We start from the raw sequence: 25,867 nt of genomic DNA, 5'->3' as shown, positions 1-25,867 counted from the left end.
CGCGGCCGCCCTGGGGCAGGTGCTAGTCCGCGGCGTGGCGGGGTCCGGCGGGCGCGCCGCCGTCGTGCTGGTCGGACGCGGCGGAGCCGGCGGCGGCCAGGAGTTCGGGCGGGAGCAGCAGCGGAATGCCGTCTTCGATGCCGTAACGGAGGGTGCGGCCCTGCGCGTCGGGGCTGGTGGCAACGAGTTCCTCGCCCTCCTGCACCAGGGTGGAGCCGGTGACCGGGCAGCGCAGCACGGAGAGAAGTTCGGAACTGATCAATGGCACGTTAAGACCTGGCATGGCGAAGGCTCCCTGGGGGCGCCGCGTCGGGCGCCGGTGGCTTACGGAAAGTTCTTCCCCAGCCTACCGCTGATTCGGGGCTCAGGAGGGTTCGCGGAGGACGCGCAGGTGGCCGCGCCGGGCGCCCTCCGGGGCGGCCGGGGCCTCCAGGGCGGGATGGCTGGCACGCTGCCCGGGGGCCTGGGCCGCGTCGTTACCCTGGCCGGTGGCGGCCGGGCGTCCGGCGGCCTCACGGACGGCGTGGGCCAGGGCCAGCAGGTCGTCGGGGCCGGGCCCGGCGGGCGTCGCGGGCATGGCCAGGCGGAGGACTTCCCAGCCGCGGGGCACCGTCAGGGACCCGGCGTGCTGTTCGCAGAGGTCGTAGCAGTGCGGTTCGGCGTAGGTGGCCAGCGGGCCGAGAACGGCGGTGGAGTCGGCGTAAACGTACGTCAAAGTCGCCACCGCCGAATTCCGGCAGGCGGACCTTGAACAGAGACGAATTGCACCCACGACACCACAGACTACTCCCCTGCACGGTTCCGGGGCCGCATTGAAACACCGCAGGAGGGGCCCGCGCCCGCGTACGGCCCGTCATATCGCGGAATCAGGGCGCCGGGTTTAGAGTCGAGGTATGCAGTCTTTGCCCCACGATTCCGGCTTTACGGTGCGGCTCACGGAGCCCGGCGCCGCCGCGGGCGGCCGTGTCCGGGGCTTCCGCGAACGCCGCAGGAACCGCCATGGCCGCGGCCTGCGCGGCGAGCTACTGATGCCCACCCTGCCGGGGTACCGGACCCGCGCGGAGCGCTTCGACGACTTCGTCCTCGATTCGGCCCAGCGCCTGCACGACATTTGGGGCAAGCCGCTGGACGGGGTCCGGTTCGCGGTCGAGGACATCCCGCCGCAGCTTGAGCAGCTCGTGGCCGAGGGCTCGCCCGCGCCGATGGGTGCCTACGCGCCGGCGACGGCGGGCGAGGGCCCGGTGATCACGCTCTACCGCCGCGTGGTGGAGCAGGCGTGCGGGAGCCGGGAGGAACTCGCGGACCTGGTTCACGACGTCGTCGTCGAACGCACCGCAGAGATGCTGGGCGTTCCGCCCGAGACGCTCGACCCCGTCTACCGCCGCCGCTACTAGTAGCCGAGGGTAACGGCGACCTTTTCCTGCCCGGCCGCGCCCGGGGACACGGGCACGGTGGCCACGTCCGCCTTGCCGTCGCGTTCGAGCAGGACTGCGCCGTAAGCCGCTTCCCCCGCCGCGGACACCAGGTAACCCACCACAGCGGAGCCTTCCACGTCGGCGGGGACCTGGACCGATGCGGTCGTGCCGCCGGCGATGTCCGCCGTCGTGGCACTGCGGATCTTGCCGTCCGCGGTGACCGGCGTGTAGGAGATGGTGGCGCGCCCGTCCGGGGCGCCGAACATCAGAAAGCGGCTGCCGGCCGCCGGGACCGGCACCAGGTGCTGGCTGCCGAGCCGGATGGCGGACGGCGCCCAGGCGACGTCCATGGGGTCTTCGGCCTTGAGCCCGCGGGTCACGCGGGCGGCCGCGGTGAAGGAGACGTCCGAGCTGGCCGAGACGGTGTAGTGCCCGGCCGGCACCCCCGCGAGCGGGACCGTGGTGACCGAGCCGGCCTTGGCGGTGACGACGCCGCCGCCGGGCAGCGGCTTCTGCCCGTCCCGGCCGTACATCTTGACCTCCACGACGGCGTCCGCGGCGCCCGGGACGGCGATCTGGAGCGCGGGGCCGGCGTCCCCGAAGCCGGACTTGGCCGTGAGCGGGCCGAGGGCGGCAGGGTCCTGGATGTCCAGCCCGGTGATGGCCTGCCGGGTGGCGGGGCCGGTGCCGGGGGTGATGAAGTCGACGCCGCCGGGCGTCAGTCCGCGGAGCACGCTCTGCTGGATGACGGCGGCCACGGGGCCGCCGGTGCTGCGCACCCGCACGGCCAGGCTGTCCTGTCCCGGGGCGAGGCCGGCCAGGACGATCGAGCGGGTGGTGCCGGGGGCCACCAGCAGGCCTCGGCTGCCCGGGGCCTGGATGACGCCCTTGGCGCCGAAGAGGTCGAGGTTGACCGTCGCCGGGGTGCCCGAGGCATTGCTCAGGTTCAGCACGGCGGTCCGGCCGAGGGAGGTGTCCGCACCTACCAGCCAGAGATCGTTGGCGGGATTCTGGCAGGCCGCGGCGGCGGTGCCGCGGAGGTCGCCGTCGTCCGCGGCGTAGCTCATGGCGGCGGCGGCGGAGGGCTGCTGGTCCCCGAACGCGTCCGCGCTGAGGACGCTCACGGCGTCGATCCCGCGCTGGGCGACGGCGGCGCGGGGTGCGGGCGGTGTGGTCGCGGGGGCCGGAGCCGGGCTGGCGGTGGCGGGCGCGGCCGGGGCCTTGGCCAGTTCCACCAGGGAGCTGCCGGTCAGGCCGGCGAGGCGGCTGCCGGGGAGCACGCCGGACGCGTTGCCCAGGACCAGGGCGGAGACGGCGCTCTTGGCCGTGGCCGACTCGGGGCTGAACTGCGGGTCGGTCCCAACCGGGGTGGCCTGGAGCAGCCGGGCCGGGGCGGGGCACACGGCCACGAGGTTACCGGCCGGGACCGCGGCCTGAGGTGCCGTCAGCGGGCTGCTGCCGGAGGTCCGGGGCGCCAGTGCCGTCGCGGCCACCAGTCCGCCGCCCGCGGCGACTATGACCACGCCGGCGAGGATCCCGCCCAGCGGGCGGGCCAGGGTCTTCAGCCGCCGGGCTGTTGGTTGGGAATCAGTGGGCCGGGACTCCTTGCCGCGGGCGCTGCGGTCCCGTTTGCCGTCGGACGGACCGTCGCCGGAGTTTTCGGGCCGGACCGCGGGGTGCTGTTCGTCAGGCATGCTGGTGTTCCTTCCGCAGGGACGCTTCGTCCCGGGAGATGCCGGCATTGCGGCGGCGGGCGGGCATGGGGATGGCCAGCAGCACGGTCAGGCCGATCACGACCGCCTGCCCGATGCCGGTCCAGAGCGCCCAGGGGTTCTCGTAGCGGATGCTGAGCTGGCCGCCGCGGGCCGGCAGTGTGAAGGCCTGTGCCCAGTCCGAGGTGGTGGCGGTGAGCCGCTTGCCGTCCAGGAAGGCGCTCCATCCGGCGTCGGCCCGTTCGCTGAGGACCACCAGTCGGCCCTCGGGACCGTCCGGAACCGGAGCCTCGGCGTCCAGCGGTCCGGCGGGCAGAAGTCCGGTGGTGGCGCCGGAGCCGTCGACGATCCGCAGCCGGTGTGCCACCTCCGCGGCGTCGGCGGGGCCCTGCTGGCTTGGGTGCAGCGGGGTGATACGCCACAGCCAGCCGACGTCGGTCTGCCCGACGGCGACGAGGCCGGGGACGGCGTCCATCCTGCTGGCCGTCAGCTGGGCCGAGCTGTCCGTGGCCGAGAGCACCACGAAGCCGATGCCGAATTCCTCCAGCTGCTGGCGCGGATCCACGCCCTGGCCGGCGACGATGGTGGCGACGACGGAGCGGAGTGAGCCGTTGACGGCGTCGTCCAGCCGGACGGATTCCTCGCCCGGGGCCCCGATGACGGGCCGGGCGGAGGCGATCGCGGACAGGGCGTCCAGGGTGGTCCCGGAGCCACGCATCAGCGAGGCGGCGAATCCGCCGTTGTCCTGTGCGGAGATCACCAGGGTCCGGGCCTGTTCGGGACCCTCGCCGCGGTCGATCGCGGTGGCGGGCAGCGCCGTGGCCCGGCCCGGCTGAAGCAGCCGGGAAACCCCGAGCGCACCGTCATCGGCGGCGGCATCTGCGGCGTCGGTGCCGGCGGCAGGTCCCGCGGCCGGGGTTCCGGTTCCCGCGGATCCGGTGGAGGCGGCCCCGGCTGAGGCAGTTCCGGCGGGGGCGGCCGTGGTCTGCAAAACGTTGTGCGCGGACCACGCCGCCAGCCCTGCAAGCGGCCCCGCGACCAGAAGCACGACGGCGGCCGCGGCGGCGCCCTTCACCAGGAAGGCAGGGACCGCGACTGCACGGGCCGGAAGCGCCCGGGAGGTGGTGGGCCCTTCTGTTGCGGTGTCGGCGGCCGAATCGGCCCCCGGCTCTGCCTCAACGGTGACGGACCGGGTGCGGGCTGCGGCCGCGGCGTCCAGCAGGGCCTCGGCGCCGAGCAGCGCCGCGCCGAGCAGGAGGAAGGCCGCGGCGGACACGGCCGGTCCGGAGAACGGGGAGACCAGGACCTCGGCGCTGGCGGCGACGGCGAGGTGGCCGGCGAGCCAGCTTCTTGCCAACAGAACGAGCGCCGAGGCCCAGAGGCTGCGCGCGAGGCGGGGCCGGCGGCCGGTGCCGCGGCGGCCCGGGAGGAACAGCGCGGTGAGCGCCAGCACCAGGACGGGAACCCCTGCGAGCAGGGCCAGCAACAGCGCCCACGGCACGGGGCCGGGGCCGAAGAGGGACAGTCCGGTCAGGCCCGCGCCGGCGTCGAAGCGCAACGGCTGGCCGAGTGCCTGCTGCCAGAGCGGCGCGGCGTCGAAGCCGAGCGGCAGTCCCGGGTCAGCGAGCAGGGCGCGAGGGCGGTCCAGGGCGGAGAGAGCGAACGGAACGAACAGCGCCAGGCTGGGAAGCAGCGACCACCAGAGCGTGCGTCCCCGGCGGCCCAGCAGGACCGCGCCGAGGACGATCAGGACCAGGGCAGGCACCAGGAGCGAGGGGGCGGCGGCGGTGACGACCGCCAGGGCGAGCCCGGCGGCGGCCGCGGCGGTCCAGGACGGCGTCCCGTTGATGCCGGGTTTGATGGGGGGCTTCTCGGTAAAGCGGCGCTCCCCCGGCGCGGGCACCGCGAAGCGGCCGCGGCCGGGGACGGTGCCGGTGGCGCGCAGCAGCGCCAGGACCAGCAGCGGCAGCATCACGTGGGCCACCAAGGCACCCAGTCGGCCCTGGTTCAGGGCCACCTGCAGCGCCGGGGCGCCGGCCCAGGCCAGCGCGGCGATGAACCGCAGCCGGCGCCGCCGGGTCAGGGCCCCCGCGGCGAACCAAGCCGTCAGGGCCGCCAGCGGCATGGCCAGCAGCAGCAGCCACACGACCGAGGCGTTGGCGTTCCCCGCGCCGAGGACGCCCAGGAACCAGAGCACGAAACCGAAGGGATCCCCGCGCCCTGGCAGCCCGGCGCCAAGTTCCACCCACCAGCCGGTGGCGTGGTCCCAGATCCTGCCCAGCCCGGTGGAGAGCGGGATCAGTGCGCCGCCGGTGACGGCGTCGGCCCGGAAAATGTTCAGCAGCCCTGCCACCGAGGCCGCGGCCGCGAGCAGCATCGCCAGCAGCGCGCCGGCTCCCACCCAGCCGCGGTCCGTTGCGGCCAGGGCGGCGAAGTCGTCGGCGGCGTCGCCGCTGGGCTGCTCGCCCAAAGGGTCGTGGCCCGGCATACCCTCGGCGTCGTCCGAGCCGAGGGACTCGATCAGGGAGCGCCGATGGGCCCAGACCTCGCGGCGGTGGGTCTGCAGGCCCTTGATCACGGAGCGGCGGATCCGGCGGGTGCGCGCGGCGTTGCGGCGGCCGCGGAGAACGGCGGCGGGCCGGGCCAGGGCGCCGAGGGTGGCTACCAACTGGGCCAGTCCATGGCCGGGGTCCTTGAGCGCGATGCTCAGGACAAGTTTGAACAGGCTTCCCAGCAGGGCGCCGATGGCATGCAGGGGCACCTTCCAGGCCGAGGCGTGCTTGAGCCGCAGGTGGACCTGGGCCTTGCGGGCGGAGGCGGGGGTGCCCTGGCCGTGCGGGCGGTGCGCCACGTGGAACATGCGTGCCGTCGGGACCACCACCACGCGGTGGCCGGCCAGGCGGTTGCGCCAGCAGAAGTCGACGTCGTCGCCGGTTCCGGGCAGGGCCGGGTCGAATCCGCCCAGCTGCTCCCAGACGTCCCGGCGGACCAGCATGCCGGCGGAGTTGACGGCAAAGATGTCGCTGCGGCCGTCGTACTGGCCCTGGTCGAGCTCGTCCGCCTCGATCAGGGTGAGCCGCTCGGCCCAACGGCTGATGGAGAGTCCAACGTCGATCAGGCGCCGCTCGGAGTGCCAGTCGAGCTGCTTGCAGCCCGCCACCGTCACCGAGGGCGCGCGTTCGACGGCGTGCAGCAGTTCCGCGAGGGCCTCGGGGGCCGGGGCGGCGTCGTCGTGGAGCAGCCAGACCCATTCGGCGTCGGCGGCCATGCCCTCCCGGCGCGGGGCCAGGGCGGCCAGGCCGGCCTGCACCGCTCCGCCCATGCCGGTCCGGGAGTGTTCAACGGCGGTGACGTTACCGGCGCCGAGCGCCTGCGCCAACAGGGCCGCCGAATGGTCGCGGGATCCGGTGTCGACCCCGATCGCGGCGTCCGCGGGGCGCGTCTGCGCCGCCAGGGCCGCGAGGGTTCTGGGGAGGTAGTCACCGCCGTCGTGGGCTACCACGACGGCGGTGACTCGTACTTCTTGAAGAATTAGACTGCCCGCTTCCTAAGCCTGCGGCGTTCCCGCTCGGAGAGGCCACCCCAGATGCCGAAACGCTCGTCATTGGAGAGTGCGTACTCCAGGCACTGCGAGCGGACGTTGCACGCGCCGCAGACCTTCTTGGCGTCCCGGGTGGAGCCGCCCTTTTCGGGGAAGAACGCCTCGGGGTCCGTCTGGGCGCACAGCGCGTCCGTCTGCCAGCCCAGCTCGCCTTCGTCGTCGAAGTCCTGCTGCGCGGGGAGACCGATCCAGATCGCCTGGGTTACGGTGCCGGCGTCGGGGGCCTGCACCTCCATGGGCGGGTCCAGCGGATCGTCGTCGAGATCCGGGTTCCCCGCCAGGAGAGCCTCGTGGGCTGCGAGGAAGGCCGTGGCCTGGTCCTCCAGCGCGTCCTTGGTCTGGCCGTTGTAGCGGTCCGCGGCCTCCGGATCGGCCGGGTCCACGTACCAATCGCTCGGCACTCCGCGTGAACGGTATTTGGCCGTCGCCTGGCCGGCGACAACTTCCTCTTCATGGATACGCTCTGCAAGCCCCATTGGCGTTTCCCTCTCTGATTGGCAGCCCCTGCTTGACCCACGGACACTCGGTTGAGCGCCGGCTGTTGTGCGGTGGCTTTCGTTCCCTAATTACACGTGTGTAAGTATCGGGGAGTCAAGCGGCAGCAGGGATAATAATCAATTCCTTGGGAATTCCTGAGGCACGCCACGCCCGTGATTTTTTGCGCGGCCTGCGGCCCATCCCCGCCAAATGGGAAGCATGCTGACCACCTTCGGGGGCCTAACGGCGATTTCTGCTCCCTTTTGGCCGACATTCCGGCATCATCGGCGGCGTCCCCCTCCCCCGCGGTGACCGCGCACGTGACGGCACCGATCCGCCCGGCCCCGCGCGCCGTGACCGAGATCACTCGCTGCGGGACGAGGGCAGGTCCGGGGTACTGCCAGGCGGGGCGCGGCGGCCGCCGTGGCAAGATGAACGCCATGAACATCCCCGCCGCCGACCTGATGTCGGCCCTGCGTTCCGGCCAGTCCACCGCCCCGCGCCTGACCTGGTACGGCCCGGACGCCGAGCGCGTCGAGCTCTCCGGCCGGGTGCTGGATAACTGGGTGGCGAAAACCAGCAACCTGCTGCAGGACGAACTGGACGCCGAACCGGGGACCCGGCTGCGGCTCGACCTGCCGGCACACTGGAAATCGCTGGTGCTGGCCCTGGCCGCCTGGCAGTTGGGGATGGAGGTGGTGCTGGCGGACGGCGACGCCGAACTGCTCGCCACGGCGGATCCCGGCCCGGCCGCGGCCGCCGGCGGAGTCGACGCCGTGCTGGCCGTGGCGCTGCCGGCCCTGGCGATGCGCTGGCCGGGCGAACTCCCCAGCGGCGTGCTCGACTATGCGGCGGAGGTCCGCAGCCACGCGGACTTCTTTATGGCCTACGTTGACCCGGAGCCGGACCGGACCGCGCTGCGGGACGCCGCCGGCGTCGACCATCCGCACGGCCGGCTGGTCGAGGACTTCGGGGCCCTGCCAGGGGTTGCGGACGACGGCGCTACTCACAGCGCTGCGGCGCCGCGGTTGCTGGTGCAGGCCGGGGACGGCCTGGAGGCGGCGCTGTCGCGGGCGCTGTGGGCCTGGTCCAGGGACGGCTCGGTGGTGCTGGTGCACCCGGACGTTGCCCTGACCGAGCGGCTGCTAGGCGACGAACGGATCAGCCTCCGCTGATCCGTCGTGCTCTGCCCTGGCCCGAGAAGCAGCCCTACGGGGCCTGGCGTCCGTCCGCCGTCGCGCCCGGGCTTCCGGTCTCGCGGCCGGCAGGCACTGATCCGGCGGCGTGCGGGTGGCGTTCGATGATCTCATGGTCGCCGGAGAACTCGGGCTCGTCGTCGAGTTCCTTGTTGAAGACCAGGAAACGGTAGGCGAAGAAGCGCACCACGGTTGCGACCAGGATGCCGACAACGCCGGCCAGGAACAGCATGTTCTTGTCGGTGATGCCCATGCCGTACTTGGCGAGGGCGGTCAGGCCGGTGGAGATGCCGATGCCGATGCCGTTGATCAGCACGAACATCACGAACTCGCGCAGCACGTTGGCCTGGCGGCGGTGCCGGAAGGTCCAGAAGCGGTTGGCGATCCAGGAGAAGATGGTGGCCACGGTCGCCCCGACGAAGCGGGCCTTGGCCTCGCTGTCGGACATGGGGCCGTGCATCAGGTAGTAGGTCAGGCCGTTGTCGATGACAAAGGCGACACCGCCGACGGCTCCGAACTTCGCTACTTCGCGCCAAAAGAGCGAGGCGAGCCCGCGGATCCGGTCTGCAAGTGTGGTGATCATGACCCTCCGAGGGCGTTGCTGTCTGTGGGGGCCGGGTGGCCGACGGCCCATTTTAGCGCCGTTTCCCCGGAGATTGCCCCGCTGCGGGGACTCACCGGCCCAAATCACGGGTCCGGGGCCTCGTCCGGCGCCGGGTTCGGTAGGCTGGTCGATGTGACTTTTCCAGTAATCGGCGTGGTTGGCGGCGGCCAACTAGCCCGCATGATGGCCCCAGCCGCGACCGCTCTCGGCTTCGAACTCCGTGTCCTCGCCGAGGCTGAGGACGTCTCCGCGGTGGCCGCGGTGGCGAAAGCCCCGGTCGGTGACTACAAGGACCTGGACCACCTGCTGGAGTTCTCCCGCGGGCTGGACGTCCTCACCTTCGACCACGAGCACGTGCCCACCGACCACCTGCGCGCCCTGATCGATGCCGGCGTCAACGTCCACCCGGGCCCCGACGCCCTGGTCAACGCCCAGGACAAACTCGTGATGCGCGCCGCGATCGACCGGCTGGAACTGCCGAACCCGCGCTGGGCCGCGGTGGACGACGTCGACGCCCTCGTCGCGTTCGGCGACGACGCCGGCTGGCCCGTGGTGCTGAAGACCCCGCGTGGCGGCTACGACGGCAAGGGCGTGCGCGTCATCGCCTCGGCCGGGGACGCCGCCGCGTCGGCCGACTGGTTCGAGTCGATGTCCCCGCTGCTGGCCGAGGCCAAGGTCGAGTTCAGCCGCGAACTCTCCGCCATGGTGGCCCGCACCCCGGACGGTGAATGCCGAGCCTGGCCCGTCGTGCACACCATCCAGGTCGACGGCGTCTGCGACGAGGTGATCGCCCCCGCCCTGGACATCCCGCTGGAGGTCGCCGCCGCGGCGGAAGACGCCGCCGTGCGGATCGCCAACGAACTCGGCGTCACCGGCGTCATGGCCGTGGAGATGTTCGAAACCCCCGGCGTCGGCTCCGGCTTCCTGATCAACGAACTGGCCATGCGCCCGCATAACACCGGCCACTGGACCCAGGACGGCTCCGTCACCAGCCAGTTCGAACAGCACCTGCGCGCCATCCTGAACCTGCCGCTGGGTGCCACCGACCTGCTGGGCCCGGTGGTGGTCATGAAGAACTTCCTCGGCGGCGCCAACCAGAACCTCTACTCGGCCTACCCCGCGGCGCTGGCCACCGAGCCGGCCGCCAAGGTCCACAGCTACGGCAAGGCCGTGCGGCCGGGCCGGAAGATCGGCCACGTCAACCTTGTCGGCGGCTCCACCGCCGACGTCGACTCCGTCCGGCAGCGCGCCGGCGCCGTCGCCGCCATCATCCGGGACGGCCGGCCCCAGGCCGCCGCGCCCGGGACCACCGGGGAGACCGAATGACCACCACTGACACCACCGCCGCCCCGCTCGTCGGGCTCGTCATGGGCTCCGACTCGGACTGGCCGGTCATGGAGGCCGCCGCGGAGGCGCTGGCCGAGTTCGGCATCCCCTTCGAGGCCGACGTCGTCTCCGCCCACCGAATGCCCACCGAGATGATCCGCTACGGGCAGACCGCCCACGAGCGCGGCATCCGGGTCATCATCGCCGGCGCCGGCGGCGCGGCCCACCTGCCCGGGATGCTCGCCTCGGTGACGCCGCTGCCGGTGATCGGGGTGCCCGTGCCGCTGAAGACCCTCGACGGCATGGACTCGCTCCTCTCGATCGTCCAGATGCCCGCCGGCGTGCCGGTGGCCACCGTCTCTATCGGCGGCGCCCGCAACGCCGGCCTGCTGGCCGTGCGCATGCTGGCCGCCGGGACGGACGCGTTCGCCGCCGAGCTGCGCACCGAACTGCTGCGCTTCGCCCAGGACCTCAACGACGCCGCCACCGCCAAGGGCGCCAGCCTGCGCGCCAAGGTGGCCGAGGTGTTCTCCGCCGAGAACACCGAACCGCGGGGCGGCCGGTAAGGATTCCCACCATGAGCGAAGGATCCGCCGGCGCGCCGGACACTGACCGGCCCGGGCGGACCCGGCTGACGGACCCGGTCCGGTATCCGCGGGGAGCCGCGCCCGCCACCCTGACCCGCCGCGGGATCCTGCTGATCCTGCTGACCCTCCTGGTTCCCGGCAGCGCGCAGCTGGTGGCCGGCGACCGGCGGCTGGGACGCGCCGCCCTGCGCGTCACCCTCACCGTCTGGGCCCTGGTACTGGTGGGGCTGATCCTGCTGGCCGTCGCACGGCCCACGCTGATCAACCTGGTCGCCAACCCGATCACCTCGCTGATCCTCGTGATCGTGCTCGCGGCCCTCGCCGTCGGCTGGGCGGCCCTGTTCCTGAACACGCTCCGGCTGATCCGGCCGGTGCTGCTGCCCGCGGCCCGCACCCGCGCCGCCGTCGTCCTCGGCCTGGTCGTCGCAATGGTTCTCAGCGCTGGCGGGCTCGGCTACACCGCCTACCTGCTGAATGTCGGCCGCGAGGCGATCGGCACCATCTTCGCCGACGGCCCCGCGATGGAGCCCTCCGAAGGCCGCTACAACTTCCTCATGATGGGCGGCGATGCCGGCGCGGACCGGACCGGCCGCCGCCCGGACAGCCTCTCGGTGATCAGCGTGGACGCCAAGACCGGCGCCTCCGCGATCATCTCGATCCCCCGCAACCTGCAAAACGCCAGGTTCAGCGACGATTCGCCGATGCGGAAGATCTACCCGGACGGCTATAACTGCGGCGACGAGTGCCTGATCAACGCGATCAACACCGAGGTCACCAACGAGCACCAGGACCTCTACCCCGGCGTCGAGGATCCCGGGGCGCAGGCCACGCTCGAGGCCGTCTCCGGCACGCTGGGCATCAAAGTCCAGGCCTACGTCCTGGTGGACATGGACGGCTTCGCCAAGCTCATCGACGCGATGGGCGGGATCCGGATCAAGGCCGGCGGCTGGGTCCCCATCAGCGGCGAGACCATCGACGAGGCCAACGGCATCCACGGCATGCCGCTGGGCTGGATCCCCGCCGGGGACAACACCCTGGACGGCTACCACGCCCTCTGGTACGGCCGTTCCCGAGAATTCGTCGACGATTACGCCCGCATCGCCCGGCAGCAGTGCGTCCAGCAGGCCATGCTCAAGCAGCTCGACCCGGGCACCCTGCTGACAAAGTTCGAGGACATCGTCAAGGCCGGCACCAAGGTGGTGGACTCCAACGTCTCCGCCGGCCAGCTGGGCAGCTTCGTTGACCTCGCCATGAAGTCCAAGGGCCAGCCGGTCCGCCGCCTGACCATCGGGCCGCCGGACTTCGAGGCGTACTTCTCCACCGTCCCGGACTTCGACCGGATCCACCAGGCCGTGGACAAGCTCCTCGGCCCGGCGCCGCAGGCGGGCGCCGGCACCGATGAGCTGCTGCGCCCGGCCGCGGTCCCCGGACCGCTCTCCGCCGCCGGCACCATCTCCGGGCTGTCGGCTCAGACCGCATCCCGCACGGTGCCCGGAACGTCGCCGGCGCCGTCGTCGTCCTCGGATTTCACCCCGGTGACCACGACGCCGGACGGTGAACCCATCACCGAGGAGATGCTCAACGACTTCAAACGCCAGGGCGACGAGCAGTCGATCCGCAACCTGGTTGCCACCAACGGCCAGTGCGCCCCGCTTTAGGATAAGGATCCATGTACGCACTCGAGAACGTCCTCCGCCCCTACGCATGGGGCTCCCCCACCGCGATCGCCGGCCTGCTGGGTCGCCCGGCCTCCGGCGGCCCGGAAGCCGAGCTGTGGATCGGGGCGCACCCGGACTCCCCCTCCACCGCGGCGCGAGCGGACGACGGCGGACCGCTGGCACTGGACGCGCTGATCGCCGGCGACCCGGACCACTTCCTGGGCAGTGAGAGCGTCGCCGCGTTCGGCCCGCGGCTGCCCTTCCTGCTGAAGGTCCTTGCCGCCGACCACCCGCTCTCCCTGCAGGTGCACCCCACCCTGGAACAAGCGCGGGCAGGCTTTGCGCGCGAGGAGGCCGCCGGCGTGGACCGGTCCGCGGCGACCCGCAACTACAAGGACGACAACCACAAGCCCGAGATGATCTTCGCGCTGACCCCGTTCGAGGCGCTCTGCGGCTTCAGGCCGGCTGCCGAGTCCCGCGCCGTGTTCGAGGACCTGGCCCGGGCCTTCGAGCAGGGCGGCCGCGAGGTGCCGGCCCTGCTGCCGCAGCTGGTCGGTGACCTCGCCCGGCCGGAGGAGGGACAGGCCCTGCGCGCCGCGTTCGAACGGCTGATCGGCGGGGGCGACAACGTGGCCGCCGCAACGGCCGCCGTCGTCGAGCTGCTGGCCGCCGGCACCCCGGACGGACCGGACGCCGCCGCCCTCGACACCGTCGGCATGCTCAACGCCGAATACCCCGGCGACCCCGGCGTGCTGATCTCACTGCTGCTGAACCGGATTTCCCTGGCCCCCGGCGAGGCCGTCTACCTGCCCGCCGGTAACGTGCACGCCTACCTGCACGGACTCGGGATCGAGGTGATGGCCTCCTCGGACAACGTGCTGCGCGGCGGCCTTACCCCCAAGTTCGTGGACGTGCCCGAGCTGTTGCGGACCATCGCCTTCGAGGCCGTGGGCGTCCCGGAGCTGCGCGCCGAGCAGACCATGCTGGGCCAGGAGCTGTACCGGCCGCCGTTCCAGGAATTCGCGCTGCAGCGCATCGAACTCGCCCCGGGCGGCGAGGCCGTTCCGCTGGCCCAGTCGGGCGCCGCGGTGCTGATCGTGGTGGCCGGGTCCGTGATGCTGGATTCGCCGAAGGGCGACCTCCGGCTGGACCGCGGCGGCAGCGCCTTCGTGCCGGCCGCCGAGGCGCCGGTGAACGTCCACCCGGCTGGGGACACCGCCGAACCGGCCGTTGTCTTTGCCGTGACCACCGGAATGAAGGCCTGATCATGGACCACTTCCTGCAGGGCCCGGACTGGGCCCGCGTCCAGCGCGACCTGGGCCGCACCGTCCACGAGGAGTCCGGTGACGGCTGGCGCTACCTCGCCATCGAGGAAAGCAACCCGGCCGGCAAGCTCCTCTACGTCCCCTACGGCCCGGTGGCCGGGTCGGTGGCCGCCTTCGACGCCGCGCTGGCCTCGCTGACGGCCCGCGCCAAGGCGTCCGGTGCGGTCTTCATCCGGGTCGAGCCGGTCAGCGCCGGGTTCTCCGCCGCGGAGGCCGACGCGGTCCTGCGCAGCCGCGGCCTGCGTCCGGCACCGGCGAACCTGCAGCCGGAGCTGAGCTGGATCGTGGATCTTGAGCCGGACTTCAAGGAGGTCCTGGCCGGGATGAAGCCGGTCAACCGGAACCTCTACCGCAACATCCACAAGAAGGGCGTGACGTTCCGGGCCAGCCAGGACCCCGCCGAGATTTCGGTCCTGCTGGGATTCCTGCACCAGACGGCGGCCCGCAACGGCTTCAAGCCGCAGAGCGATGAGTACCTGACGCAGGTGGCGCGGACGCTGATGCCCTCGGGCGCCGCGACCCTGTTCATCGCCGAGCTGGAGGGATCACCGATCGCGGCGGCCCTGACGTACGACTCGGCGGACACCCGCACCTACGCCCATGCGGCGCTGGATGACACCCACCGCAAGCTCAGCGCCGGCATCCCGCTGGTGGTGACCCTGATGGCGGACGCCAAGGACAAGGGCCTGAAGCACGTGGACCTCTGGGGCGTCGCGCCGGCGGACCAGCCGGACCACAAGTGGGCCGGGTTCACCGCCTTCAAGAAATCCTTCGGCGGCCGGGAGGTCGCCTACCCGGGCACCTGGGACCTGCCGGTGAACACGCTGCGCTACGGCGGCTACCAGCTGGCCCGGAAGGGCGCCCAGGTCCTGAAGGGGCTGCTCCGCAGGCTGCGGAAGTAGCCCCCGCGGCGGGTTTCGCCGTGCGACACGCAAATACGCCCGCGCCCCCGGAATGTTCGGGGCGCGGGCGTTTTTGCGTGTCGCCAGGCCGCTGGGCGCCGTTACTTGGCCCCGGCGCGCCTCTGCGCCTCGTAGGCGCTGGCCACCATGTCCTCCACCGTGTGCCGCATCTTCCAGTCCAGGTCCCGGGCGGCGCGGGTGCCGTCCGCCACGATCCGGTCCGGGTCACCGGGGCGGCGCGGGCCGATCTCCGGTTCGAAGTCGATGCCGGTCACGGTGGCCATGGCGGTCATGATCTGCTTCACGGACAGGCCGTCGCCGGAGCCCAGGTTGTAGACCCGCTCCAGCGGCTTGCCAGCGGCCAGTGCCTGCGCGGCGGCGACGTGCGAGGCGGCGAGGTCGGCGACGTGGACGTAGTCGCGGACGCAGGTGCCGTCCTCGGTGTTGTAGTCGGTGCCGTTGATCTTCGGCGTCTTACCCGAGGTCAGCGCCCGGAGCACGATCGGGAACAGGTTGTGGGGGCTCGTGTCATAGAGTTCCGGCGAGCCGGAGCCCACCACGTTGAAGTAGCGCAGCGAGGTGTGCTTGAGGCCGCGGGCCACGCCCTGGTCCCGGATCAGCCACTCGCCGATCAACTTGCTTTCGCCGTACGGGGACTCGGGCGAGGTGGCCGTGTCCTCCGTGACGATGTCCACCCGCGGCGTGCCGTAGGTGGCGGCCGAGGAGGAGAACACCAGCTTGTCCACGTCGGCCAGTTCCATCGCCTTGAGCAGGTTGGCCGTGCCGGTGACGTTCTGTTCGTAGGTGAGCAGGGGTTCCTGCACCGAGACGCCGGCGTACTTGAAGCCGGCCAGGTGGATGACGCCGGTGACGCCGTGGTCCACCATGCTGCGGGCCACCACCTCGGTGTCCAAGATGCTGGCGTGCACGAACGGCACGTCCTCCGGGACGAATTCGCGGTGGCCGCTGGAGAGCGAGTCCACCACCAGGGAAGGGATCGAGGCCGCGCGCAACGCCGCGACCACGTGGGAGCCGATATATCCTGCACCGCCGGTTACAAGCCAAGTCATGGCACCACCCTATCGGGGTAAAGCTGATCCCGGCACGCGGGCGCGTACCGGGATCAGGAAATGACGAAGCGGGTGGCCGCTAGTGCTTGCGGGCGTAGCCCTCCCACTTGCTGGCCTGGTGCTCGCCGTCGACGAAGCGGATGGTGCCGGACTTGGAGCGCATCACGATGGACTGGGTGAGGACCTTGTCCTTGGAGTAGCGCACGCCCTTGAGCAGGTCGCCGTCGGTGATGCCGGTGGCGGCGAAGTAGCAGTTGTCGCTGGAGACGAGGTCGTTGGTGGAGAGCACCCGGTCCAGGTCGTGGCCGGCGTCGATCGCCTTCTGCTTTTCCTCGTCGCTGGTGGGCCAGAGGCGGCCCTGGATGACGCCGCCGAGGGACTTGATCGCACAGGCCGCGACGATGCCTTCGGGGGTGCCGCCGATGCCCATCAGGGCGTCGACACCGGTGCCGGAGCGGGCCGCGGCGATGGCGCCGGCGACGTCGCCGTCCATGATGAACTTCGTACGCGCGCCGGCCTCGCGGATCTCGTCCACCAGCGGGCGGTGCCGGTCGCGGTCCAGGATCATGACGTTGAGCTGGTTGACCTTGACGCCCTTGGCCTTGGCGATCAGGTGCAGGTTCTGCTTGACCGGCAGGCGCAGGTCCACCATGTCGGCGGCCTCGGGGCCGGTCACCAGCTTCTCCATGTAGAAGACGGCGGAGGGGTCGAACATCGAACCGCGCTCGGCGACGGCCAGGACGGCCAGGGCGTTGTTGATGCCGAGGGCGGTCAGCCGGGTGCCGTCGATGGGGTCGACGGCGACGTCGACCTCGGGGCCGGTGCCGTCGCCGACGCGTTCGCCGTTGAACAGCATCGGGGCCTCGTCCTTTTCGCCCTCACCGATGACCACGACGCCGTTGAAGTGGACGGTCTGGAGGAAGGAGCGCATGGCGTCGACGGCGGCGCCGTCGGCCTTGTTCTTGTCGCCGAAGCCCACCCAGTGGCCGCCGGCGATGGCCGCGGCCTCGGTGACGCGGACCAGTTCCAGGGCAAGGTTGCGGTCAGGCTCGTCGATGCCGACGGCAAGCGACGGGGAAAGCGTGGAGTACTGCTGGGTGATGGACGCAGGTGACACGTGAACCTCTTCTTCGAGTGGCAATCATCGAACCCGCCCGGCCGGGTGGCGGCCGCAACGGTCGTTCGTCTCTTATCGATCATAGTCACGGCCGCGTCCATCGGTCAGTGGATGACGGCCCCTTACCGGAACCTACTGCCCGGTAGCGTCCCGGCAGGGTCCGGACGGGGGCGCCGGAGGGGGCACCGTGGAATGGGAGATCGGTGCGCCATGGGCGACTATAGAAGGGTGAACGAATTGCAGGAAACGCCGTCCGAGGCGCCCCGAACGCCGGCCCCGGCGGACCAGCCCGTCAAACCCGTCATCCGCGCCGCCGCAGCCAAGCGCGCCAACGCGTCGGTGATCGGCATGATCGTCGCCCTGGTGCTGAGCATCGCGGCGTTCCTTCCGGTGGTGCTGATGAACCCGGCGCCCAAGAGCGACGGCTACCGTCCCAGCATCGACGTCGCCGGCATCGCCGCCAACGCCGCCGGAGTGGCAGGATTCACACCGGTTGCGCCGCAGGCGGGCGACGGGTACCGGGCCAACTACGCCCGGTGGGAGTCCGGCATCGCCACCGGCGTCGCCACCTGGGAGGTGGGCTACCTGACGCCCAAGGATTCCTTCATCGGCCTGGTCCAGACCAGGCAGTCCAACCCCACCTGGCTGCGGGACCAGACCAAGAGCGCCCCGGTCACCGGCACCCGGAACGCCGGCGGCAAGGACTGGGAACTGCGTGACACCGGCAAGGGCGAAAAGAGCATGGTCCTGAACTACCGCGGTACCACCGTGGTGCTCAGCGGACCGGCGACCCTGGCCGAGTTCTCCACCCTGGGCGCGGCCGTGGTCGCGGCGCTGGACAGCAACCCCGCCGCAACAGTTTCTGCGACGGCGGCACCCTCGACGTAAAGTAAGCAGGGTGACCACTCAACTGACTCCCGCCCTCGCCTGGCGCCGCCTGCAGGAAGGCAACCAGCGCTTCGTTGCCGGTGAATCCTCGCACCCGAACCAGGACGCCTCGCGCCGGTCCTCACTGGTGGAGAACCAGCACCCGTTCGCCGTCATCTTCGGCTGCGCCGACTCCCGGCTCGCCGCCGAGATCATCTTCGACCTGGGCCTGGGGGACGCGTTCGTCGTCCGCACCGCCGGCCAGGTGATCGACGACGCCGTCCTCGGCTCGCTCGAGTACAGCATCGGCGTGCTCGGCGTGCCGCTGATCGTGGTCCTGGGCCACGACAGCTGCGGCGCCGTCATCGCCACCAAGGACGCCGTCGAATCGGGCGAGATGCCCGGCGGCTTCGTCCGCAGCCTGGTCGAGCGCATCACCCCGGCCGTGCTGACCTCGCTGCGCAACGGCCACACCGAGGTCAACGACATGGTCGAGGAAAACGTCAAGCAGATCGCTCAGCGGCTGGTGGACAGCTCGCGCACCATTTCCGACGCCGTAGCCAACGGCAGCACCGCGGTGCTGGGCGTGACCTACCGCCTCGCAGAGGGCCGGGCCGACCGGGTCTCCGGGATCGGCGAGCTCTAGGGTCCTCCGCGTGCACCTCATGGGGTCCGGTGGCGCCGGTTCACGGTTTTCGAAGCGGCGCCCCGGCCCAATAAGCTAGCCCCATGACTTCCACAGCAGATTTGACCAACGAAGAATTCCGCATCGAGCACGACACGATGGGCGAGGTCCGCGTCCCGGCCAACGCCCTGTACCGTGCGCAGACGCAGCGTGCAGTCGAAAACTTCCCGATCTCCGGCAAGACCCTGGAGCGCGCCCACATCGAGGCCCTCGCCCGGGTCAAGAAGGCAGCGGCGCAGGCCAACGCGGAGCTGGGAGTGCTCGACGGCGAGCTGGCCCAGGCGATCGCCGACGCGGCCGACGAGGTCGCCGCGGGCAAGTACGACGGCCACTTCCCGATCGACGTGTTCCAGACCGGTTCCGGTACCTCCTCGAACATGAACACCAACGAGGTCATCGCCGAGCTCGCCTCCCGCGCGCTGAAGGCCGGCGGCAGCGACAAGGTGGTCCACCCGAACGACCACGTCAACGCCTCGCAGTCCTCCAACGACGTGTTCCCCACCTCCGTCCACGTCGCCGCAACCTCCGCGCTGATCAACGACCTGATCCCGGCCCTGGGCTACCTGGCCGAGTCCTTGGAGCGGAAGTCGGCCGAGTTCAAGGACGTCGTGAAGTCCGGCCGCACCCACCTGATGGACGCCACCCCCGTCACCCTCGGCCAGGAGTTCGGCGGCTACGCCGCGCAGGTCCGTTACGGCATCGAGAGGATCAACGCCTCCCTCCCCCGCGTCGCCGAGGTCCCCCTGGGCGGCACCGCCGTCGGCACCGGCATCAACACCCCGGCCGGCTTCCCGGAGCGCGTGATCGAGCTGCTCGCCGCGGACACCGGCCTGCCGCTGACCGAGGCCCGCGACCACTTCGAGGCCCAGGCCAACCGTGACGGCCTGATCGAGGCCTCCAGCCAGCTGCGCAACATCGCGATCTCCTTCATGAAGATCAACAACGACCTGCGCTGGATGGGTTCTGGCCCCAACACCGGCCTCGGCGAGATCGCCATCCCGGACCTGCAGCCGGGCTCCTCGATCATGCCGGGCAAGGTCAACCCGGTCATCTGCGAGGCCTCCATCATGGTCGCCGCGCAGGTCATCGGCAACGACACCGCCATCGCCTGGTCCGGCACCAACGGCGCCTTCGAGCTCAACGTCGGCATCCCCGTCATGGCCGCCAACCTGCTCGAGTCCGTCCGCCTGCTGGCCAACACCAGCCGCGTCATGGCCGACAAGATGATCGACGGCATCACCGCCAACATCGAGCGTGCCCGCTTCCTGGCCGAGGCCTCCCCCTCGATCGTGACCCCGCTGAACAAGTTCATCGGCTACGAGAACGCCGCCAAGATCGCCAAGAAGGCCGTCGCCGAGGGCCTGACCATCCGCGAGACCGTCGTTGCCATGGGCTTCCTGGAGCGCGGCGAACTGACCGAGGAGCAGCTGGACACCGCCCTGGACGTCATGTCCATGACCCGTCCGCCGCACAAGGCTTAGGGCCCAGGGGCAGCAACCGGACCCCGCAGGGGCGGAACGACGACGGCGGCCGGTACCTTCCCGCGAAGGTGCCGGCCGCCGCCGTTTGCGGTGTCTGGAGTGCCCGGATCTACCGGCGGACGTGGACTATCGGCGGAAATAAGCGGCCCCGTCGGCCTCGCGGGCCCGCTCGATGTCCTCCAGATGGCCCGGCAGCAGCTCCGGGAAGTCTTCCGCGTGGAACCAGCCCACGGCGAGGGATTCGTCGTCGTTGACCCGGGCCTCACCGGAGACGTAGCGGCAGCGGAACACCAGGGTCAGGAAATGGCAGCTGTCCCCGTTCGGGTAGACCGTGGGTCCCACCGTGTCCACCGAAACCAGCCGCTCGGCCACCGCCACGACGCCGGTTTCCTCCAACACCTCGCGGAGCATCCCGGGCGCCGGTTCCTCGCCGGGTTCCAGGATGCCGGTGATCAGGCCCCAGCGGCCGTTGTCCGCGCGCTGGCCCAACAACACCCGGCCCGCGTCGTCGAACACCACCGCGCGGGCGCCGGGAATCCAGAGCATGTCGTGGCCGACTTTTTCGCGCAGGGTCAGGATGAAGTCGGGGGTGGCCATGCCTGCCAGCCTATCCTGCGGGCAGGAGCAGCATGGCCGCCGCGGAGCCGGCCAGCATGAAGGGTCCGAACGGGATGTCCGACTTCAGGGTCCCGCGACGGGAGGCCAGCAGTGCCACGCCCCAGAGCCCGCCGAAGAGGAAGGCCGCGAAGGTGGCGGCGAACAGGTGCCCCCAGCCCAGGAAGCCCAGGTACAGGCCGAGGACCCCGGCCAGCTTCACGTCCCCGAAGCCCATCCCGGCCGGGTACACGGCGCGCAGCAGGAAGTAGAAGAGCCACAGCGCGGCCGCGCCGGCCAGCACCCGCAGGCCCGGGACGCCGAACAGGGCGGCGGACGTCCCGCCGTCGTGCCCGGTCATCGCCGCCAGCAGCGCCGCGCCCAGCAGCAGAACGCCGGCCACCGGGTAGGCGGGGAAGACGATGCGGTTGGGCAGGAGGTGGTGGCGGACGTCGATCACGGTCAGCCGCACCGCCAGGACCAGGAAGTACAGGCAGGCCAGGGCCGCCAGCCAGAAGGCCGGCGTCGCCGCTCCCAGCTCGCCCAGTCGTTGGATCACCCTCGGATGCTACTCGATGTTGCCCGGCGGACGCTGCGGACGCGGTGCATTGGTGTGACTGGTGTGACTCCGCCGGCATGGGTAGGCTTCCCCGATGACCGATACCGCCGCTTTCTGGCCGCCCTTCGCCCTGAGCCTCCGCACCCCGCGGCTGACCCTGCGCCCCATCCAGGACGGAGACATCCCGGCAGCCATCGACGCGGCCCTCTCCGGCGTGCACGAGCCGGGGCGGAACCCGTTCAGCTCGCCATGGGCCGAGAAGCCCGCCGAGGAACTGGGCCCGAACATGGCGAAGTGGTACTGGCGCTGCCGGGCAGGGATGCGTCCGGAGGAATGGACGCTGCTGCTGGGCATCTGGCACGACGGCGAATTCATCGGCTGCCAGGACGTCGGGGGCAAGGACTTCGCCACGCTTAAGACCGTCGGCACCGGGTCCTGGCTGAAGCGCAGTGTCCACGGCCAGGGCTTCGGCAAGGAGATGCGCGCCGCGGTCGCGCTCTACGCCTTCGACTGGCTGGGCGCGGAGGTGGCCGAGTCCGAGGCGGCCGCCTGGAACCAGCAGTCCCTGGGCGTCTCGCGCTCGCTCGGCTACGAACTCAACGGCACCGTCCGGGTCAACTGGGGCGGCGACTTCCAGGACTCCCAGCGCGTCCGCCTCACGCCCGCCACCTTCAAGCGCCCCGACTGGCCCCTCACAGTCCACGGCCACGAACCCACCGCACGGTTCCTCGGCATCTCGTAGGTAGTTCCCTGCCGCCCTTGGCCGGGTTCCGGGGGCACGTCGGGTGCGGGGCGGCGGCGTCCCGCACGGGGGGCACCCCCGTGGCTGGGTTCGCGGGGTACGTCGGGTTGCGGGGCGACGGCGCCCCGCCGTCGCTTAGACACCTCCCGTCGCTGCGCTGCGGTCGCTGGGCGACCTTCGCTGCGCTCTGGTCGGCGATGCGCTCCTTCGCGGGCCCCCGCAGCCCCGCGCGGGTGCTACGCACGAGCCGCGCCGCGGGCTCTTCGCGTAGTCGCGCATCGCGGCACATTGGCCTCCAGAGGTCGCCCAGCGACCGGCGGGGGCCAATGGGACGTGTCTAAGCGACGGCGAAGGGGCCGTGGCCCGGCGAACCCGGCCACGCCGACAAACGAAGGGGCCGTGGCCCGGCGAACCCGGCCACGCCGACAAACGAAGGGGCCGTGGCCCGGCGAACCGAGCCACGGCCCCTTCGACAGGTGCGCCTAGATCTCAGCCCCCTCGAGCAGGTCCGTTACGAGGGCGGCGATCGGCGAGCGCTCGGAGCGGGTGAGGGTGATGTGGCCGAAGAGCGGGTGGCCCTTGAGGGTTTCGACGACGGCGGCGACGCCGTCGTGCCGGCCGACGCGGAGGTTGTCGCGCTGGGCGACGTCGTGGGTGAGGACGATCTTGGAGTTCTGGCCGATCCGGCTCATGACCGTGAGCAGGACGTTCTTCTCAAGGGACTGTGCCTCGTCTACGATCACGAAGGCGTCGTGCAGGGAGCGGCCGCGGATGTGGGTCAGCGGCATGACCTCGAGCATGCCGCGGTCCATCACCTCTTCGACCACCTCCTGGCTGACCAGCGCGCCGAGGGTGTCGAAGATCGCCTGCGCCCACGGGTTCATTTTCTCCGCCTCTGAGCCGGGCAGGTAGCCCAGTTCCTGGCCGCCGACGGCGTAGAGCGGCCGGAACACGATCACCTTGCGGTGTTCCCGGCGCTCCAGGACGGCCTCGAGGCCGGCGCAGAGGGCGAGGGCGGACTTGCCGGTGCCGGCCCGGCCGCCGAGGGAGACGATCCCGACGGAGGGGTCCAGCAGCAGGTCGATCGCGAGCCGCTGCTCGGCGGAGCGGCCGTGCAGTCCGAAGACGTCCCGGTCACCCTTGACCAGCCGGACCTGCTTGTCCGAGCCCACCCGGCCCAGGGCCGAGCCGCGGCTGGAGAGCAGCACCAGGCCGGTGTTGACGGGCAGTTCGCCGGCGGCGGGGATGAAGACGGGTTCGTGGCCGTAGAGGGTGGCCACGTCCTCCTCGGCGGCGTCGATCTCGGCCAGGCCGGTCCAGCCGGAATCCTTGACGAGCTCGTTGCGGTATTCGTCGGCCAGCAGGCCCATGGCCGAGGCCTTGACGCGCATCGGCAGGTCCTTGGACACCACGGTGACGTCCCGGCCCTCGTTGGAGAGGTTCTTGGCGACGGCCAGTATCCGGCTGTCGTTGTCTCCGCCGCGGAAGCCGGCGGGGAGCACTTCGGCGGAGATGTGGTTCATCTCCACCATCAGGGTGCCGCCGTCGGCCCCCAGCGGAATGGGGCGGTCCAGGCCGCCGTGCTCAACCCGTAGGTCGTCCAGGAGGCGGAGTGCCTTGCGGGCGAAGTAGCCCAGTTCCGGGTCGTGCCGTTTGCTTTCCAGTTCCGTGATCACCACGATGGGCACGATCACCTCGTGTTCGGCGAAGCGCAGCAACGCTCGCGGGTCCGAGAGCAGGACGGAGGTGTCGATGACGTAGCTGCGGGTGGTATCCCCCTGCGGGGCGGCCGCACCGGCGGTGGATTTGGCTCGCGTGGTGCGAGAGGTAGCTTGCGTGCCCTCGGTGGAACTGACGGTGGGCAGTGCTTCGGAAATAGCCACATCGACTCCAGCCCCGGGCCCCCAGGCCCGGAAAGGTTAGTGGTGAGGCGGTTCGGCCCTGAGGCCGGACGCGGCCTCCCATACACCCGGTGCGGACGTCCGCTCCATGTACTGGCCTCCCCGATCAGCCGGCGGTTTGCCCGCTGATGGGATTAACGTACGTCCACCGCGCGTCGATTGCCGGATTATTTTTCGGCGATTCTTGCGGACATCAGGTGATGGGCGGGTGAACGCTTCAGGCCCCGAAGCGGCGCTGCCGGCCGGCGTAGTCGCGCAGGGCGCGCAGGAAGTCGACCTTGCGGAAGGCGGGCCAGAGGGCCTCGCAGAAGTAGAACTCGCTGTAGGCGCTCTGCCACATCAGGAACCCGGAGAGCCGCTGCTCGCCGGAGGTGCGGATGACCAGGTCAGGGTCGGGCTGGCCCCGGGTGTAGAGGAAGCGGGAGATGTCGTCAACAGTGAGCTCGTCGGCGAGCTTGCCGATGTCGGCGCCGCGCGCGACGGCGTCGTGCAGCAGTTCGCGGACGGCGTCAACGATCTCGCGCCGGCCGCCGTAGCCGACGGCGACGTTGACGTGAATCTTCTCGTGCGCCGGGGTGCGGGCGGTGAGTTTGTTCAGCCGCTCGGCCAGGTAGTCCGGGAGCAGTTCGGGGGCGCCCATGGCGTGGACCGAGACGTCCTCGTCCTCGTCCAGGCGGTCCAGGGTGTTGGCGATGATGCCCATCAGCAGCTCGAGCTCTTCGCCGGAGCGGTTCATGTTGTCCGTGGAGAGCATGTAGAGCGTGACCACCTTGACCCCGAGCTCCTGGCACCAGCCGAGGAATTCGTGGATCTTGTCCGCGCCGGCCTGGTGGCCCTGGCTGGTGGGGGCGTTGAACTGCCGGGCCCAGCGGCGATTTCCGTCGACCATCACGCCGATGTGCCGGGGGATCCGTTCCGGGTCCAGAGAGCGCTGCAGGCCGCGCTCGTAGAAGCCATAGAGGAATCCGGGCAGTTCCATCCGGGGATTCACCTGGCTTCCTTGGGTCTGACGGGAGTGCATTCCTAGGCTACCCGCCGCGCGGGCCGGGCCGCGCACCCGGGCCGGGCGATTTACCCCGGCCCACTTGCTACCCGTCGGTAACTTATCCGCGCGTCGAATATTATTGCCGTATGGAACGCAACTCAGCGGAACCCGGACCGAGCCTGTCTCCGCACGGCGACCGCGCCGCGGAGCCGGCACCCCCAGCAGGCGCCTCGCGGGGCAAGGGCGGCGCCGTCGACGAGGCGGCCGTCCGGATCGCCGAGCTGCTCATGATCAAGCCCAAGTGGCGCGGCTGGATCCACACCGTCACCGCCCCGCTGGCGTTCGCCGCCGGCCTGGTCCTGGTGCTGCTGGCCCCCACAACCGAACTGAAGATCGCCTCCGCCGTTTACGCCTTCACCGGGGTGCTGCTGTTCGGCGTGAGCGCGGTCTACCACCGCGGCAACTGGTCCCCGGGCGTGAAGATCGTGCTGAAGCGTCTCGACCACACCAACATCATGCTGGTCATCGCCGGCAGCTACACCCCTCTGGCATGGGCCCTCCTGGACCGGCCCAAGGCAGTGTTCCTGCTCTGGCTGATCTGGACCGGGGCGGTGCTGGGTGTGCTGTTCCGGCTGCTCTGGACGCACGCACCGCGCTGGCTCTACGTGCCGATCTACATCGCTTTGGGTTGCGCGGCCCTGTTCTACCTGCCCGACTTCTTCGCCGCCAGCATCCCCGCCGCCGTCCTGATCTGCGTGGGCGGTGCCCTCTACATCACCGGCGCGGTGTTCTACGCCTTGAAGAAGCCCAACTTCAGCTACAGCCACTTCGGCTTCCACGAGCTGTTCCACGCCTTCACGGTCTTCGCCTTCGCGGCGCACTACATCGCCATCGCGATGGCCGTCCTGGGCTGACCGGGTCTAGCCTGGCCCGCCCGCCGAATCTCCCCACGTGTGGAGCCCGACGGCGGGTTCGCGGCCCGGGCGCGCCGGTCACCGCCGTCGTACGTGGGGAATTTCCGCGCCGCAACCACGGGCCGCGGGACCGTGCCCGCGGCTAGCCC

General features: G+C 71.1%; 24 protein-coding genes. 12 read left to right on the top strand and 12 right to left on the bottom strand.

The genetic code is table 11. The annotated features are described in order from the left end of the window. Positions 1–22 precede the first annotated feature (22 nt). Entirely contained in the window at positions 23–268 is a 246-nt protein-coding gene (locus tag AB0O44_RS09635) for a hypothetical protein (protein WP_290258529.1), read from the bottom strand. 96 nt (positions 269–364) lie between these two features. Further along, complete coding sequence (locus tag AB0O44_RS09630) at positions 365–772, bottom strand: DUF3499 domain-containing protein (RefSeq protein ID WP_290258530.1); 408 nt, start codon at positions 770–772, stop codon at positions 365–367. Positions 773–893: 121 nt separating this feature from the next. Between AB0O44_RS09630 and AB0O44_RS09625 the strand changes: the two genes are divergently transcribed. Continuing rightward, positions 894–1,394 (top strand): metallopeptidase family protein, encoded by a 501-nt coding sequence (locus tag AB0O44_RS09625; RefSeq protein ID WP_290258531.1) that lies wholly within the window; start codon positions 894–896, stop codon positions 1,392–1,394. Here the strand turns inward: AB0O44_RS09625 and AB0O44_RS09620 are convergent. Genes AB0O44_RS09620 through AB0O44_RS09610 form a run of 3 tightly spaced genes read right to left on the bottom strand, consistent with a single transcriptional unit; the run spans position 1,391 to position 7,204 of the window. Beyond that, the gene (locus AB0O44_RS09620; protein WP_364136859.1) at positions 1,391–3,109 is read right to left on the bottom strand and encodes a DUF5719 family protein; all 1,719 of its coding nucleotides are present in this window, start codon (positions 3,107–3,109) and stop codon (positions 1,391–1,393) included. The genes AB0O44_RS09625 and AB0O44_RS09620 overlap by 4 nt on opposite strands. Further along, a complete protein-coding gene (locus AB0O44_RS09615) occupies positions 3,102–6,659 on the bottom strand; it encodes a glycosyltransferase family 2 protein (RefSeq protein ID WP_364137305.1) in 3,558 nt (1,185 codons plus the stop codon). The genes AB0O44_RS09620 and AB0O44_RS09615 overlap by 8 nt, the downstream gene beginning before the upstream one ends. After that, positions 6,659–7,204, bottom strand: coding sequence for a WhiB family transcriptional regulator (locus AB0O44_RS09610; protein ID WP_290258534.1), 546 nt, complete (start codon positions 7,202–7,204; stop codon positions 6,659–6,661). The genes AB0O44_RS09615 and AB0O44_RS09610 overlap by 1 nt, the downstream gene beginning before the upstream one ends. Positions 7,205–7,645: 441 nt before the next feature. Here AB0O44_RS09610 and AB0O44_RS09605 point away from each other — a divergent pair, with 441 nt between their 5' ends. Beyond that, complete coding sequence (locus AB0O44_RS09605; protein ID WP_364136857.1) at positions 7,646–8,380, top strand: TIGR03089 family protein; 735 nt, start codon at positions 7,646–7,648, stop codon at positions 8,378–8,380. A gap of 34 nt (positions 8,381–8,414) precedes the next feature. Here the strand turns inward: AB0O44_RS09605 and AB0O44_RS09600 are convergent, their stop codons facing one another. Beyond that, the gene (locus tag AB0O44_RS09600) at positions 8,415–8,984 is read right to left on the bottom strand and encodes a GtrA family protein (protein WP_364136855.1); all 570 of its coding nucleotides are present in this window, start codon (positions 8,982–8,984) and stop codon (positions 8,415–8,417) included. 201 nt (positions 8,985–9,185) lie between these two features. On the opposite strand from AB0O44_RS09600, the gene AB0O44_RS09595 reads away from it, so the two are divergent. Genes AB0O44_RS09595 through AB0O44_RS09575 form a run of 5 tightly spaced genes read left to right on the top strand, consistent with a single transcriptional unit; the run spans position 9,186 to position 14,803 of the window. Further along, positions 9,186–10,331, top strand: a complete 1,146-nt coding sequence (locus AB0O44_RS09595) for a 5-(carboxyamino)imidazole ribonucleotide synthase (RefSeq protein ID WP_364137303.1) — start codon at positions 9,186–9,188, stop codon at positions 10,329–10,331. Beyond that, positions 10,328–10,897, top strand: coding sequence for a 5-(carboxyamino)imidazole ribonucleotide mutase (purE, locus tag AB0O44_RS09590; protein WP_364136853.1), 570 nt, complete (start codon positions 10,328–10,330; stop codon positions 10,895–10,897). The genes AB0O44_RS09595 and purE overlap by 4 nt, the downstream gene beginning before the upstream one ends. A gap of 11 nt (positions 10,898–10,908) precedes the next feature. Further along, positions 10,909–12,576 (top strand): LCP family protein, encoded by a 1,668-nt coding sequence (locus tag AB0O44_RS09585; RefSeq protein ID WP_364136851.1) that lies wholly within the window; start codon positions 10,909–10,911, stop codon positions 12,574–12,576. Positions 12,577–12,587: 11 nt separating this feature from the next. Continuing rightward, the gene (gene manA / locus AB0O44_RS09580; protein WP_364136849.1) at positions 12,588–13,841 is read left to right on the top strand and encodes a mannose-6-phosphate isomerase, class I; all 1,254 of its coding nucleotides are present in this window, start codon (positions 12,588–12,590) and stop codon (positions 13,839–13,841) included. A gap of 2 nt (positions 13,842–13,843) precedes the next feature. Beyond that, on the top strand, positions 13,844–14,803 hold the full coding sequence (locus tag AB0O44_RS09575; RefSeq protein ID WP_364136847.1) for a peptidoglycan bridge formation glycyltransferase FemA/FemB family protein: 960 nt from the start codon (positions 13,844–13,846) through the stop codon (positions 14,801–14,803). A 101-nt stretch (positions 14,804–14,904) separates the two neighbouring features. Here the strand turns inward: AB0O44_RS09575 and galE are convergent, their stop codons facing one another. Then, complete coding sequence (gene galE, locus AB0O44_RS09570; protein WP_364136845.1) at positions 14,905–15,873, bottom strand: UDP-glucose 4-epimerase GalE; 969 nt, start codon at positions 15,871–15,873, stop codon at positions 14,905–14,907. Positions 15,874–15,952: 79 nt separating this feature from the next. Continuing rightward, the gene (gene glpX, locus AB0O44_RS09565; RefSeq protein ID WP_290258543.1) at positions 15,953–16,990 is read right to left on the bottom strand and encodes a class II fructose-bisphosphatase; all 1,038 of its coding nucleotides are present in this window, start codon (positions 16,988–16,990) and stop codon (positions 15,953–15,955) included. 228 nt (positions 16,991–17,218) lie between these two features. On the opposite strand from glpX, the gene AB0O44_RS09560 reads away from it, so the two are divergent. The 3 genes from AB0O44_RS09560 (at position 17,219) to AB0O44_RS09550 (ending at position 20,023) form a co-directional block, all read left to right on the top strand. Beyond that, complete coding sequence (locus tag AB0O44_RS09560; protein ID WP_364136843.1) at positions 17,219–17,878, top strand: DUF4245 domain-containing protein; 660 nt, start codon at positions 17,219–17,221, stop codon at positions 17,876–17,878. A gap of 10 nt (positions 17,879–17,888) precedes the next feature. After that, complete coding sequence (locus AB0O44_RS09555; protein WP_290258545.1) at positions 17,889–18,503, top strand: carbonic anhydrase; 615 nt, start codon at positions 17,889–17,891, stop codon at positions 18,501–18,503. 83 nt (positions 18,504–18,586) lie between these two features. Further along, positions 18,587–20,023, top strand: a complete 1,437-nt coding sequence (locus tag AB0O44_RS09550) for a class II fumarate hydratase (protein ID WP_364136841.1) — start codon at positions 18,587–18,589, stop codon at positions 20,021–20,023. A 126-nt stretch (positions 20,024–20,149) separates the two neighbouring features. Here the strand turns inward: AB0O44_RS09550 and AB0O44_RS09545 are convergent, their stop codons facing one another. Together AB0O44_RS09545 and AB0O44_RS09540 are read right to left on the bottom strand one after the other, a co-directional pair. Continuing rightward, the gene (locus AB0O44_RS09545) at positions 20,150–20,620 is read right to left on the bottom strand and encodes an NUDIX domain-containing protein (protein ID WP_364136839.1); all 471 of its coding nucleotides are present in this window, start codon (positions 20,618–20,620) and stop codon (positions 20,150–20,152) included. Positions 20,621–20,630: 10 nt separating this feature from the next. Further along, on the bottom strand, positions 20,631–21,176 hold the full coding sequence (locus AB0O44_RS09540) for an A24 family peptidase (RefSeq protein ID WP_364136837.1): 546 nt from the start codon (positions 21,174–21,176) through the stop codon (positions 20,631–20,633). A 94-nt stretch (positions 21,177–21,270) separates the two neighbouring features. On the opposite strand from AB0O44_RS09540, the gene AB0O44_RS09535 reads away from it, so the two are divergent. Then, entirely contained in the window at positions 21,271–21,918 is a 648-nt protein-coding gene (locus AB0O44_RS09535) for a GNAT family protein (RefSeq protein ID WP_364136835.1), read from the top strand. Positions 21,919–22,400: 482 nt separating this feature from the next. On the opposite strand, the gene AB0O44_RS09530 is transcribed toward AB0O44_RS09535, so the two are convergent. After that, the gene (locus AB0O44_RS09530; protein ID WP_364136833.1) at positions 22,401–23,801 is read right to left on the bottom strand and encodes a PhoH family protein; all 1,401 of its coding nucleotides are present in this window, start codon (positions 23,799–23,801) and stop codon (positions 22,401–22,403) included. A gap of 235 nt (positions 23,802–24,036) precedes the next feature. Continuing rightward, positions 24,037–24,798, bottom strand: a complete 762-nt coding sequence (locus AB0O44_RS09525) for an isoprenyl transferase (protein WP_364137301.1) — start codon at positions 24,796–24,798, stop codon at positions 24,037–24,039. A 278-nt stretch (positions 24,799–25,076) separates the two neighbouring features. On the opposite strand from AB0O44_RS09525, the gene AB0O44_RS09520 reads away from it, so the two are divergent. Continuing rightward, positions 25,077–25,718, top strand: a complete 642-nt coding sequence (locus AB0O44_RS09520) for a hemolysin III family protein (protein ID WP_364137299.1) — start codon at positions 25,077–25,079, stop codon at positions 25,716–25,718. Positions 25,719–25,867: the final 149 nt, after the last annotated feature.

Source organism: Arthrobacter sp. NPDC080082 (genome assembly GCF_040686595.1).
In the GTDB taxonomy this organism is placed as follows: domain Bacteria; phylum Actinomycetota; class Actinomycetes; order Actinomycetales; family Micrococcaceae; genus Arthrobacter.
The sequence above is the reverse complement of the archived record's forward strand: the minus strand, read 5'-3'. Positions and strand labels throughout refer to the sequence as shown.